Source organism: Enterococcus sp. AMC1251, from assembly GCF_058216535.1.
Genome location: NZ_CM177098.1, coordinates 136,758 through 149,609, shown reverse-complemented (window position 1 = coordinate 149,609; position 12,852 = coordinate 136,758). Strand labels below are relative to the sequence as shown.

Annotated in this window: 19 protein-coding genes; all 19 read right to left on the bottom strand. The window is 35.3% G+C overall.

All coding sequences use genetic code 11. The features are described from left to right. Positions 1 to 16 precede the first annotated feature (16 nt). The 19 genes from AC4BBR_RS00610 to ispE all read right to left on the bottom strand — a co-directional run bounded on the left by AC4BBR_RS00610 (position 17) and on the right by ispE (position 12,710). Positions 17 to 988 carry a metal ABC transporter substrate-binding protein gene (locus AC4BBR_RS00610; protein WP_490460679.1) on the bottom strand — a complete coding sequence of 324 codons (972 nt, stop codon included), beginning with the start codon at positions 986 to 988 and terminating at the stop codon, positions 17 to 19. Positions 989 to 1,198: 210 nt separating this feature from the next. Then, positions 1,199 to 1,549, bottom strand: coding sequence for a hypothetical protein (locus tag AC4BBR_RS00605; protein WP_490460678.1), 351 nt, complete (start codon positions 1,547 to 1,549; stop codon positions 1,199 to 1,201). A gap of 300 nt (positions 1,550 to 1,849) precedes the next feature. Next, positions 1,850 to 2,245: a hypothetical protein gene (locus AC4BBR_RS00600; protein ID WP_490460677.1), complete on the bottom strand. Its 396-nt coding sequence runs from the start codon at positions 2,243 to 2,245 to the stop codon at positions 1,850 to 1,852. A gap of 8 nt (positions 2,246 to 2,253) precedes the next feature. Further along, positions 2,254 to 2,874: a pre-toxin TG domain-containing protein gene (locus tag AC4BBR_RS00595; protein WP_490460676.1), complete on the bottom strand. Its 621-nt coding sequence runs from the start codon at positions 2,872 to 2,874 to the stop codon at positions 2,254 to 2,256. 36 nt (positions 2,875 to 2,910) lie between these two features. Then, complete coding sequence (locus AC4BBR_RS00590) at positions 2,911 to 3,195, bottom strand: hypothetical protein (RefSeq protein ID WP_490460675.1); 285 nt, start codon at positions 3,193 to 3,195, stop codon at positions 2,911 to 2,913. 577 nt (positions 3,196 to 3,772) lie between these two features. After that, the gene (locus tag AC4BBR_RS00585) at positions 3,773 to 4,129 is read right to left on the bottom strand and encodes a hypothetical protein (RefSeq protein WP_490460674.1); all 357 of its coding nucleotides are present in this window, start codon (positions 4,127 to 4,129) and stop codon (positions 3,773 to 3,775) included. A gap of 5 nt (positions 4,130 to 4,134) precedes the next feature. Next, on the bottom strand, positions 4,135 to 5,103 hold the full coding sequence (locus tag AC4BBR_RS00580; RefSeq protein WP_490460673.1) for a pre-toxin TG domain-containing protein: 969 nt from the start codon (positions 5,101 to 5,103) through the stop codon (positions 4,135 to 4,137). Positions 5,104 to 5,409: 306 nt separating this feature from the next. After that, positions 5,410 to 5,682 carry a hypothetical protein gene (locus tag AC4BBR_RS00575; RefSeq protein WP_490460672.1) on the bottom strand — a complete coding sequence of 91 codons (273 nt, stop codon included), beginning with the start codon at positions 5,680 to 5,682 and terminating at the stop codon, positions 5,410 to 5,412. 18 nt (positions 5,683 to 5,700) lie between these two features. After that, positions 5,701 to 6,069, bottom strand: coding sequence for a hypothetical protein (locus AC4BBR_RS00570; RefSeq protein WP_490460671.1), 369 nt, complete (start codon positions 6,067 to 6,069; stop codon positions 5,701 to 5,703). Positions 6,070 to 6,441: 372 nt separating this feature from the next. Next, positions 6,442 to 6,831 (bottom strand): hypothetical protein, encoded by a 390-nt coding sequence (locus AC4BBR_RS00565; protein WP_490460670.1) that lies wholly within the window; start codon positions 6,829 to 6,831, stop codon positions 6,442 to 6,444. A 19-nt stretch (positions 6,832 to 6,850) separates the two neighbouring features. After that, complete coding sequence (locus AC4BBR_RS00560; RefSeq protein ID WP_490460669.1) at positions 6,851 to 7,864, bottom strand: pre-toxin TG domain-containing protein; 1,014 nt, start codon at positions 7,862 to 7,864, stop codon at positions 6,851 to 6,853. A gap of 54 nt (positions 7,865 to 7,918) precedes the next feature. After that, complete coding sequence (locus AC4BBR_RS00555) at positions 7,919 to 8,047, bottom strand: hypothetical protein (protein WP_490460668.1); 129 nt, start codon at positions 8,045 to 8,047, stop codon at positions 7,919 to 7,921. Positions 8,048 to 8,327: 280 nt separating this feature from the next. Continuing rightward, complete coding sequence (locus AC4BBR_RS00550) at positions 8,328 to 8,720, bottom strand: hypothetical protein (protein ID WP_490460667.1); 393 nt, start codon at positions 8,718 to 8,720, stop codon at positions 8,328 to 8,330. 9 nt (positions 8,721 to 8,729) lie between these two features. Continuing rightward, positions 8,730 to 9,863, bottom strand: coding sequence for a pre-toxin TG domain-containing protein (locus tag AC4BBR_RS00545; protein ID WP_490460666.1), 1,134 nt, complete (start codon positions 9,861 to 9,863; stop codon positions 8,730 to 8,732). Between the two features lie 31 nt (positions 9,864 to 9,894). After that, a complete protein-coding gene (locus AC4BBR_RS00540; RefSeq protein ID WP_490460665.1) occupies positions 9,895 to 10,191 on the bottom strand; it encodes a hypothetical protein in 297 nt (98 codons plus the stop codon). Further along, the gene (locus tag AC4BBR_RS00535) at positions 10,181 to 10,855 is read right to left on the bottom strand and encodes a DUF5081 family protein (RefSeq protein ID WP_490460664.1); all 675 of its coding nucleotides are present in this window, start codon (positions 10,853 to 10,855) and stop codon (positions 10,181 to 10,183) included. The genes AC4BBR_RS00540 and AC4BBR_RS00535 overlap by 11 nt, the downstream gene beginning before the upstream one ends. Before the next feature lie 9 nt (positions 10,856 to 10,864). Continuing rightward, the gene (locus AC4BBR_RS00530) at positions 10,865 to 11,167 is read right to left on the bottom strand and encodes a hypothetical protein (RefSeq protein WP_490460663.1); all 303 of its coding nucleotides are present in this window, start codon (positions 11,165 to 11,167) and stop codon (positions 10,865 to 10,867) included. Between the two features lie 24 nt (positions 11,168 to 11,191). Beyond that, positions 11,192 to 11,614: a hypothetical protein gene (locus AC4BBR_RS00525; protein WP_490459138.1), complete on the bottom strand. Its 423-nt coding sequence runs from the start codon at positions 11,612 to 11,614 to the stop codon at positions 11,192 to 11,194. 244 nt (positions 11,615 to 11,858) lie between these two features. Then, the gene (gene ispE / locus AC4BBR_RS00520) at positions 11,859 to 12,710 is read right to left on the bottom strand and encodes a 4-(cytidine 5'-diphospho)-2-C-methyl-D-erythritol kinase (RefSeq protein WP_490460662.1); all 852 of its coding nucleotides are present in this window, start codon (positions 12,708 to 12,710) and stop codon (positions 11,859 to 11,861) included. Between the last annotated feature and the right edge of the window lie 142 nt (positions 12,711 to 12,852).

Below are 12,852 nucleotides of genomic sequence, written 5' to 3'. Positions count from 1 at the left end.
CAAATAATACCCGACTTTATTTGATACTTTTCTTCAATGCTTCAAGATTGGTTTTCATTACTGAAATATAATCTTCACCTTGTTCCTGTTCTTTTTTAGTAATACTTTCTAACGGATTAAGGACTGCTAATTCTACTTTTGTTTCACGCGCCAAGGTTTCAGCAACTTTTGATGACGCAGATGTTTCGAAATAAATTACTGACACATTATGTTCTTTAATATATTTTTTTAACTCTGCCAAACGGCTTGGTGAAGGCTCTTGATCTGGAGATATTCCAGAAATTGATTCTTGTGTCAAACCATATTGTTTTGCTAAATAACCAAACGCTGCATGTTGTGTCACAAAGGTTTTATTTTTAGCCGCTCTAAAGGCTTCTTTGTATTCTGTATCTAATTCTTTTAATTTTTCAATATACGTAGCCGTATTTTTTTCAAATGTTGCTTTTTGTTCAGGGTATTTCTTCACTAAAGCATCATGAATTGCTTCGACTTCTTTCTGCGCTAAAACAGGATCCAACCAAACGTGAGGATCTAATTCATGATCGTGGTCATGATGACCATCATGCTCAGCTTCTTCCTCATCATGATCGTGCTCTTGGGCAGCCCCTTCCATTAGGTTAATTGAACTTGCTGCTTCTACAACGGCAACTTTTTTTTCGTCAACATTTTCCAAAACATCTTTGACCCAAGTTTCTAATTCATGACTATTGTAAACAAATACATCTGCATCTGTTATTTTAGCAATATCCTTCGCACTTGGTTCATAATCATGAGGTTCTGTGCCTGCTGGAATCAGTAACTCAACATCCCCAGCATCACCTACTACATTCTTAGCAAAATCGTACATTGGGTAAAAGGTGGTTACAACTTTTATTTTATCACTTTTCGCAGATTTCTCCGGCTCATTTGTTTGTCCACAGGCCGTCAGTGTAAAAATCACTACTGCTAGTAGCAAACCGACAATATATTTCCAACTATTTTTTCTCATCTCTATGTCCTCATTTCGATTTATATTCACCAAATCGTAACATTTACGATTTACTAGCAAGAACTAATTTACCAGAAGGAGAAGAGTACGTCAAGTGAAAAAAGGTGTGAAACAAAATGAAATTCACTTTTGTTTCACACCTCTTTTTCTAAGTCGTTGCTTCTGCTCACACCGTTTATTCAAATTTCGTTTCTTTTTTTTGGAACCACATCAGTCAACTTTATAATATACATACTCTGCTCGTACAGATGTAGCTGTATTTTGAGTGCCTACAGATACAATTTTATCTTTGCTGATATCTCCCTCTATTATGTCCCCCATTATACCTTTTGGCAAAAATGATACGTAGATTACTGCACCAGGGAGATTACTTCTTAAAGAAAGGAATCCTTGATTTTTTTCGAGTGCTAATTGTTGTTCATATGATTTAACTTTGCTACTATCTCCCATATAGGATACTAATTCTGGTGAGCCGTCTGATGAATTTAGTTGGGGAATATCTACGTTTAATCCTGTTATTTGTGCGGGTTCGTTCTGTTTAGAAATGTCTGTAAAATTCATTGTATTGTTTTCTAGGGCATGTGCTTTTGATAGTGCCCGAGGAACTCACAAAATAGCTAGTACTTTGACTTGTCCCTCGATCCTTTTCAGCATAACATGCCCACCGTTTGCTTTAGCATTTAAATTTGTTCTTTTAAACCTTTTTTACTTCACCCTCAGAATCTAGCAAAATAGTGGGTGAAACCTTAATTATTTCTTGCCACTTTAATTCATGGAAAACGAAGTTAGTAGGCATAGAGTTCCTAGTTGAAAATTTCTCATCTGATATAAAGCGTGTAATATAATGCTTTTTTTATTCTATTACTCATCTTCCCAAAAAAAAGAAATATTTTTTCCATCTAATTCTTCCACAACAATATCTTTACAAACTATAGAAATCATCATAATTGATAGATTAAGGGAACACTCAATAAACTCTTCATTATCTCCATACTTTTCCATAGAAATATCTTGCATAAAATATCCTAGTTGTCCTTTGCTCATGTCCTTTACTTTCATATTAGTATCTGGAGCAAAGCTGTTTTGGTACGATACTTTATAACAATTCATGAATTTAATTGTATATACTTGATTCTCTTCTCCCTCAAATATAACATGAACTTCATCACCAAAATATAGTGTTTTACAATCAAATACCCTAGCATCCCAGTATTCTGTATCCTCAATCACTTTTTGTATCATTTCAATTTTTCCCATATTTCCTCCTATTTTTTGTATGGGATATGTGCATCTGAACTCTTTCGATTCACAATATTTCCATTTATGTCTATTGGATTTCCGTTATTGTCAAATAAGTGTACATGATCAAACTTTGTCACATTATCTGGTGGATCAATTTTCATTCTAACTTTTCCACTTGAATCTCTAATATGAATAAACCCATTGTTTTCTGTATATTTCCAACCATCTGGTAGACCATCTAAAATATCAGCCTTTGTCATTCCTTCTATTCCAGAAAATTTATTACTGCTAAAATCTAATTTAGCCCCACTGGCTTTCTCTGAAACAACCACCTTCGTCGTTCCTTTTCGTGGTCTAAGCCCTTTATACGTTCCATACCCCGCCAAGGCTACATCTGCAACACCCGATAATCCTCGTAAAATACGGTCTCCTGCAGATAGCTTTTTGCCTGTAAATAGATCTTTCCCACGTAAAGTATCACTGATATTCTTTCCACCAGAAGTCAGTCCTAACGCCACCATGACTGGCCACGGTAATGCGCCGCCTATTGCTAGTAATGCACCATTTATCACTAATGTTACAGCTAAATCTTTTATTTCTTCTTTTCTAGAATAGTAATCAAAAGAGGTATCCGCAAAAGCCATTCTTTTATAGTCTTCAAAACTGACTTCACCGATTTGTTACTTCATCTGATTATATTCTACACGAAGATAGTCCGTTAAGGGAGAACTATTTCCTAAGAGGTCTTCTAATGTCACTTTCATTTTAGGCATGGCGACACCGGCACTATTTACGCCGTTAGAAAATGACCCTCTTGCCATTGTTTCGTAGCCCATGATGTTCATGTTACTTAATTTTTCTATCAAGGAATCCATCGCATTGTAAAATGGCTGATCTACACTACCAGAAAGTGTGTCTGGTACATGTTGAATGGCTTGTTGTAATAAGATTAATCGACAATTCAAAAATTGAAATTAGTTCTCCTTTAAATCTTTTTCTTGATCCGCAACCTCTAACAATTATTTTCCCATTCTCTTTGCATAGTTTGACTAAAATCTAGGTAAAACAACATAATGACTTGTGAACAGACATAGTATTTTCTGCGATTTGTTGCTTGTTGATGGGGTTATTTTTATCTTCGAAAAACTTTTCCAAAACTGGTAGTACTTCTTACCATGATTACAGTTGTTCCCATACTTCATAAAGTGCGTAAATATCTTGGTGACTAATTTCTTTAATTGGTTGCTTGTTTTCTGTTAATAACATTTTTTTACTTCCTTTCTTTTTCTATACACAAAAAACGGTATCAGTGGTTGTTTCCTCACTAATACCGTCCACAATAACTTTTCATTGTCTAACTGAATTATTGTACTTCAAATAAACCTTCAAAAAGACTAGAAAAGTTCTTTGAATTTCTGTACAATAAATACAGCTAACTTTTGTTAGCTATTGGCAACTTGATTAGTGAGTTTAGTCCTTACTAGTCAAGGCTCAATCACTTGATTACCAGTCTTGTGATTGAGTGCCTTTTTTGTTTTTTGATTATTCGTATTCAATATAGATTTTACTCAAACGATTATTTTCTAAAAATGAAATAATCGTTTGAACCACTTCTTCTAGCTCATCTTTCATTGAAGTTTGATTAATTTTGTTAATATCAAAACGTTTTAATTGATTAATAGTAAGAGAATTATCTTTTATCAACCATGGTGAATCATCATACCATCCTTCATGATTAAAATATTCCTTCACAATTCCCTCTTTTTCTACATTACAATCTAATAAGTTATCTAAAATAGTCTCGAAATAGCCATTCCAAATTACAAGTTTATTATTATCAGCAACAAAGGTAAGCTCTGCTTCGCCCTCAAAACCTTCATAAAACCTACTATCAATCATCTAATTCATTCCTTCCAATGACCCTTATCTAAAATTTTTATTTGTTCTGGAGTAGCATTTCCTGCTTTTCTAGCATTTATAGCATCATACCATTTATATCCTTCTACCCATTCATTATCACCAACTTTAAAGAATGTTTGTGGCTTGTTTCCTCCATTTCCAGGTACTGTTCTTTGAACAACCCATGTATTACCTTGTTCTACAGGTGCTCCTGGAGTTCTTGTATGCCACCTTACTTCATACTTAAATTGACCATCATTCCACTTATAAATAATTTGTTCATAACCAGCATTCATAGTCTTGGCATTAATTTTTGCACTGTCAGGAATACCTACTGGTGCAGTCTGCTTATATTGATTAGCAATTTTAAGTTTTTCTGCTTCGGACAAACTAGAAAGTTTAGGAACTTTACCCCCACTACCTTTCCCAGAAACAACCACCTTCGTCGTTCCTTTTCGTGGTCTAAGTCCTTTATACGTTCCATAGCCCGCTAAGGCTACATCCGCAACTCCTGATAATCCTCGTAAAATACGGTCTCCTGCAGATAGCTTTTTCCCTGTAACTAGGTCTTTTCCACGTAAAGTATCACTGATATTCTTTCCACCAGAAGCCAGTCCTAACGCCACCATGACTGGCCACGGTAATGCGCCGCCTATTGCTAGTAATGCACCATTTATCACTAATGTTACGGCTAAATCCTTTATTTCTTCTTTTCTAGAATAGTAATCAAAAGAGGTATCCGCAAAAGCCATTCTTTTATAGTCTTCAAAACTGACTTCACCGATTTGTTGCTTCATCTGATTATATTCTACACGAAGATAGTCCGTTAGGGGAGAACTATTTCCTAAAAGGTCTTCTAATGTCACTTTCATTTTAGGCATGGCGACACCGGCACTATTTACGCCGTTAGAAAATGATCCCCTTGCCATTGTTTCGTAGCCCATGATGTTCATGTTACTTAATTTTTCTATCAAAGAATCCATCGCATTGTAAAATGGCTGATCTACTCCGCCAGAAAGTGTGTCTGGTACATGTTGAATGGCTTATTTCTACAAAACTTCTAGTGTCAGCCGTATGTGTATTGAACGAAAATCTTTTTCTTCCTTATGCTCAGATTAGTTGGTTATTAGGGAGAAAATTGCCTTAACTAAATTGAAAAAGACACTTTCCAACTAATGGAAAATGCCTTGAACTTTTGTACAATAAATGCAGCTAGCTTTTAGTAGCTATTGGCAACTTGATTATCAGTTTCGTGATAAAGTACCTTTTTTTAATATAGATTACATTAATTCTTTTAAAGCATGAGATACTTCATCTCTAATTTGCTTTTCGCTATAGTACACATTAGGTAATTTCAAATCTTCTGCATTATCAGAAAATCTAGCTGCCATATCGGACACATTTCCTAAAACTGTATATTCTTTTTTCGACAATTCATCATAATCTATTTCTAAATCAAAAATTTTCATAAACTGATTTGTAAAATTGTTAATCTCTATTTCCCCATGATTCAGACCATTTAATAAATAATATAGTTGCTCTTTTTTTGTCATAATAATTTTCCTCCAGTATTATTGTTTTGGGACTGCTGGCAATGGACCTAATGGTCGTCTGTCATATTTAAAGTGATAAATAGTATTTGTTGCCTTATCATAAAGCACCTCAAAATTATATTTTTTGCCATTAATATAGATTTCACTATAATACATTGTTGCGCTAGACCCTCTTGGGTCAGGCATTGGAGTACCACCTTTGATTGCTTCTTTCAAGGTTTGAGCTGGAACTGCTCTACCAGGACTAGCCATATGCTCATTTACTTTGTTTGTATAATTAAATATATCTTCTCCAGAAGATTTAGCCCCACCGGCTTTCTCTGAAACAACAACCTTCGTTGTTCCTTTTCGTGGTCTAAGTCCTCTATACGTTCCATACCCCGTCAATGCTACATCCGCTACACCCGATAATCCTCGGAAGATACGATCTCCTGTAGAAAGTTTCTTCTCTATAAATATATCTTCTCATCACAAAGCCTCACTTATATTTTCTCAAATTTTCGAAGGGTTAACCTTTTCAATATTCTTTCCAAATCCACTGGCTTTCTCGGGGCGGGGGACTGACTCCCAATAAGTACAGAAAAAGAAACGATAGAGTTAAATCGTTTCTTTTTCGATATTGAATTTTTGTACAATAAATACTGCTAGCTTTTGTTAGCTATTGGCAACTTGATTGGTGAGATTCTGCTTACTAGTCAAGTTGTTGCTCCCCAACACCAATAGTATAATAAAGTATACTTTTTAGTTAAAAAATAATTTCTATTCAAAGTCTGGATGTATAACATTATTCACTTGAATGATATCTTTTCTAGTATACTTGTAATTCAATGTTTTCTCTGCATTGATAAATTTACTTACAGAAATTTTGTCAATATAGTACACATCTCCTTTTTCGTTTGCTACTTCTGATAAATCTCTACTCCCAATCGTTACATCTTTAATATACTTTAAATTCTCACCAGCATCATCTAATTCACCAAAAAGATAAATTTTACAACCGTATATTTCATTGATTTCCATAAAATCAAAATTTTTAAAACTGGTTACAGCTGCATCATCAAAACATAAATCAATTGTATTTGTATTTAAATTTTTCAATTCTAAATTTCTTGTTGCAACTGATTCTTCTATAGAAAGTAGTTTGTACATGAGTATCCTCCTTGTTTAATTATTTACTTGGATAAAAAGAAACTATAAATCCATTATTCCCATATGCCAAAGTATATTTTTGTCCATCAATAACATAAACTGAATATGGTCCTTTAGGTCCTGTTCCTTGTTTTATAGGATTTATTTTTAAAGTATCTTGTAAAAAGTTGGGAATGTCTTGAATACCTTTGGCATTGAAATCTTCTACATGCCCATTAATAATATGCTTTAATCCTGCTTTATCATTTCCTTTTTCTAACCAAAATAATTTACCTGAAGAATCTTTTCCAACCATAACCACATCATCTGGATTATATTTTACACCACTTTTTGAAAGCTCATCTAATAAATCAGGTTTTAACAGCTTATTACCCCCACTACCTTTCCCAGAAACAACCACCTTTGTCGTTCCTTTTCGTGGTCTAAGCCCTTTATACGTTCCATACCCCGCCAAGGCTACATCTGCAACACCCGATAATCCTCGTAAAATACGGTCTCCTGCAGATAGCTTTTTGCCTGTAAATAGATCTTTCCCACGTAAAGTATCACTGATATTCTTTCCACCAGAAGTCAGTCCTAACGCCACCATGACTGGCCACGGTAATGCGCCGCCTATTGCTAGTAATGCACCATTTATCACTAATGTTACGGCTAAATCCTTTATTTCTTCTTTTCTAGAATAGTAATCAAAAGAGGTATCCGCAAAAGCCATTCTTTTATAGTCTTCAAAACTGACTTCACCGATTTGTTGCTTCATCTGATTATATTCTACACGAAGATAGTCCGTTAAGGGAGAACTATTTCCTAAGAGGTCTTCTAATGTCACTTTCATTTTAGGCATGGCGACACCGGCACTATTTACGCCGTTAGAAAATGACCCTCTTGCCATTGTTTCGTAGCCCATGATGTTCATGTTACTTAATTTTTCTATCAAGGAATCCATCGCATTGTAAAATGGCTGATCTACACTACCAGAAAGTGTGTCTGGTACATGTTGAATGGCTTGTTGTAATAAGATTAATCGACAATTCAAAAATTGAAATTAGTTCTCCTTTAAATCTTTTTCTTGATCCGCAACCTCTAACAATTATTTTTCCATGAAAAATTTTTCTAACACTTCTTGCCATGATTGAAGTTGTTCCCATACATCATAAAGTGCATAAATATCTTGGTGGCTTATTTCTTTGATTGGTTGCTTATTTTCTGTTTGAATCATTTCCTTCACTCCTTTAATTTTTTTGATACAAGAAAAAACGGTATCAGTGGTTGTTTCCTCACTAATACCGTTTCAATAACTTCACATTTTTCTAGCTGAAATTATCGTACACTTAAGAAACATTCAAAAAGACTAGAAAAGTCCTTTGAATTTTTGTACAATAAATACAGCTAGCTTTTTGTTAGCTATTGGCAACTTGATTAGTGAGTTAGGGCTTACTAGTCAAGGCTTTACTATCCGACGCTAATCAGATAGTAAAGTGCCTTTTTTATTTTCAAATTTACTTTTCTTGCCAAAAGAATAGATTCTCTTCCATGCTTAATTCTTCTACATGAATGTCTTTACAAACTATGTTCATCGTCATAATTGATAGGTCAAGGGAACATTCCATAAAATTATCATTCTCTTCGTATTTTTTTAAAGAAATATCTTGTCCATAATATCCTAACTGCTTCCATTTCATATCTTTTACATTACTTATCATTCTCCAATTCACATCTGTTTCATAGCTAACTTTGTAGCAAGAAATAAAACTAATTTTCCAACAGGTTTCATCATCATTTTCTATAAAAATATCTACTTCATCTCCGAAATATTTAGTTTGAACATCTAGTATTGTCATATCCCAATATTCGGTTTTTTCTATTTCTTCCTCTAGCAATTGAATATTCATTATTTCCTCCTATTTCTTCGTCCAAGGAATATGAGCATCTGGACTTTTTCTATTTACTATATTTCCATTTATATCTAATGGATTTCTATCAGCATCAAAAATGTGCATATGATCATAGTTAGTTACTTTATCAGGTGGATCAATTTTAACTCTGTCAGTACCAAAAGAATCTTTAATATGAACCCGACCATTATTTTCAAAAATTTGCCAATCATCAGGGATACTATTCCTTAATTCATCTAACGATATATTATTAATTTCATTAGGTTTTAATTTGTTAAGTTTAGCCCCACTACCTTTCCCAGAAACAACCACCTTCGTCGTTCCTTTTCGTGGTCTAAGTCCTTTATACGTTCCATAGCCCGCTAAGGCTACATCCGCAACTCCTGATAATCCTCGTAAAATACGGTCTCCTGCAGATAGCTTTTTCCCTGTAACTAGGTCTTTTCCACGTAAAGCATCACTGATATTCTTTCCACCAGAAGTCAGTCCTAACGCCACCATGACTGGCCACGGTAATGCGCCGCCTATTGCTAGTAATGCACCATTTATCACTAATGTTACAGCTAAATCCTTTATTTCTTCTTTTCTAGAATAGTAATCAAAAGAGGTATCCGCAAAAGCCATTCTTTTATAGTCTTCAAAACTGACTTCACCGATTTGTTGCTTCATCTGATTATATTCTACACGAAGATAGTCCGTTAGGGGAGAACTATTTCCTAAAAGGTCTTCTAATGTCACTTTCATTTTAGGCATGGCGACACCGGCACTATTTACGCCGTTAGAAAATGACCCTCTTGCCATTGTTTCGTAGCCCATGATGTTCATGTTACTTAATTTTTCTATCAAAGAATCCATCGCATTGTAAAATGGCTGATCTACACTACCAGAAAGTGTGTCTGGTACATGCTGAATGGCTTGTTGTAATAAGATTAATCGGTTTTCTAATTCTTCATAATTTGTATTACTAGCTGTATCTATGTCTATAGCGTGATCCACATCATATGTGTCGCAAGAGCTTTTTGCGTCATCACTGATACGATCCGCTTCTGCGAGCCATTGGAATAGACCTGAGCTGGTTAATAGGACGATTCCTTCAGATAACGATTGCCACTCACCTTCTTTATATTTTACATCTTTCATACCTACCCTCATTTCCTAAAACTACTGACTATTATTTCTCCTTTGACTTTATGTCGCTACTGACCGATTGATCCAACTCCACAAAGGTTTCTCCTGCATATGAAACATACTCTCCTAATCGAGCATAATGGGAAATCAATTCTTCCATGCGAGCTGTCACAACATTGAACAGTGCGACTTGTCCTTGCGCCATTCCTTCCACATAATACTCACTTCCTGTAATAGTTTGTAAGGAACTGTAGGATGATTCTAATTCGCTAACAACGCTTTGAATCTTACTTGTAATATCGGATAACTCACCAGGATCTACTGTAATTTTATCTGCCAAACCAATTCACCAGCCCTTCCGTTTTATCTTTTGGTCCTTCATAAGGAATTTTTAATTGGTCAACTAGCCAGTTATTGACCCAAAACTGACTGACTCTTTTTAATTGTTCATGGTCCAATCGATACAACGTCCCTTGAGACACTAACAAAGCGTATTCAGCTTTAGCCAAGTTCTTCACTTGCTTCTGAATGCTTCCTAGAACGACTGCGGCATCGATGCCTTGTTTCTGTAACTCTTCTAAGGTTAGTTGCGCTCGTCTTGAACGAAATTCTTTTTCTTCTTCTGTCCCTTCTCTACGCAAAATCGAATACTCCACAAGCCATTGTCCTAAAAGGGTTTCTGGTTCTTGAATCGTTAATTGATAGCCTTCTTCTTCTCTTTTCAAAACGATCGCTTGCTCACCTGTTGCGACATAGTACGTTTTATCTAAACAGATATAGGTTTCCGATTGCCCATAGCGTTCCATCAATGAAGCAACCAAATAGCCTTTTTTGGTTAGTTTGCCTTCTGCTAACAGCTCTTTTTTTTCTAACCGCTCGATGCCTTTCGGAACGACTGTCGTGTGATTGAATCGATAGGTCGTTAGTTGCGGCACACCAAATAGTTCCACTTGTCCCACCATATCGGCTAATACTACTAGCTCTTCTTCAGAAAAAATCGTCATCGTTGCCTCCTAAATCCCTCGTATTTCGCCCATTTTCGACGAATCAAACGAAGCAATATCCTTTTGTAGTTCTGTGACCGCTTTTTTATAACTCTTCACGCATTTCGCTAAGTCTTCATGGTATTGTTTGACGATGTCTAAATACATCAAATAGCTATCTTTCGATTCACCTGTCCATGTCTGATCATAGCCACTGTTGCTGGAAACGAGTGCTTTCGCTGCATCTAGAGAAGCACGCATTGCACTTTCTGCTTTTGATGCACTACGGATTCCTTCAGAAAGACCGTCTGATTTTATCTCTATATTGCTCATTCGTGTATTGCCTCCTCACCCTAACTATCTTGGGATAATTTCATTATTTTTAAGCGCTTCTTGTTGTTTCCGTATCTTTTCTTGTGTTTGTCTCGCTATTTCTTGATGATACTCGTCCTCACGCTTTTTCTCTGCTATATAAAGATCTCCATAGTGTTGCGCTTTTGTTTCTGCTGTGGTGACACCGTCTGAGATACTGTCATTTCGACTTTTTATTTTTTTACTTAATGACTGTAGTTCTTCTAGCAGCTCGCTTACTTTATTCAACGTATCTTGATTTGGAATTCCATCTGCAGTTGAGACGCTCGTAAACTTTCCTTCGGCAGAAGATCGTGTTGTCTCCAATTGATCTAAATAGGAAGAGTGTTCGGTTACTGCAGTCGATAATTCTGTTTTAAGTGTGGTGTACTTTTGCTTTTTTTCTAGATATTCACTGGTTAAAAACATGCATTTGCTCCTTATATACTATTTGCTTCTATAAAAATTTTACCAAACATATAGAATAATAACAATAACTAAAGTTATTTAAAAAAGAACTTTATATCGTTTTTTTATTTTATATAAAATGAAATACAGGAATATTTGAACTAAATCAAAAAAAGACACCTCTCCAAAAAAAATGGACAGTGTCTTAAAATATAATATTAAACTTGGACTAAACGACTTTTACTAGAATCTATATTCCAATAGTTTATTTTAATGTACGCACAATATATACTTCTTCACAAAAGCCTTTTAAGCCATTATAAATCCGTTGTGCTCGTGTTTTCTTCTCACATAGCGCAAATACTGTTGGACCACTACCGCTCATCAATGCTGCATCTGCGCCATATTTCATCATGCGATCTTTGATTTGCTGAATCACTGGATGGCGTTTGATTGTCACACCTTCTAGTGCATTACCAATCTTTTCAGTCATCAATAAATAATCATCTGTTTCGATTGCTTGCTTTAGCCCGTGGATATCAGGATGCTGAACGCTAGTGAATGATAAGCTACCAAAAATCGAACTAGTAGAAACGCTCATTTTAGGCTTCACTAAAACTACCCAACATTGCGGCATTGAAGGTAGAAAATCAATTTTTTCCCCACGCCCAGTAACAAAAGCTGTACCGCCGTGAATACAATAAGGAACATCAGAGCCAATCTTACTGCCGAGTTCGGCAAGTTCTCCTAAAGATAAACCTAAGTTCCACAAACGGTTTAACCCTCGTAACGCAGCAGCACAATCACTACTGCCACCAGCTAATCCTGCCGCCACAGGTATTCTTTTTTCTATATAAATTTTAACGCCTTGCGTAAGATGGAAGGTATCTTTCAGCAATTCTGCTGCCTGATACACATGGTTTCTTCTATCTACAGGCAAAAAAGAACTATCTGTCTCGATCACTATCTCATTTTCCGGCAACAATTCAAAGATCAGCCGATCCGCTAAGTCTACACTAGCCATGATCATTTCTAATTCGTGATAACCATCATTTCTTTTATAGAGAGCATCCAACCCCAGATTAATTTTTGCGGGCGCTTTTTCTATGATTTCCATTCTCTTTCACCTATCTAATCCCATTACCTGACTAACTTCACAACATTTTAAATTTTAACATATGTTGTTAGAGAAGTATATATTTGTATAAAAATTGCTTTATTTATCTAACACTTCATAAAAAAAGAATCGTGAAGCATCT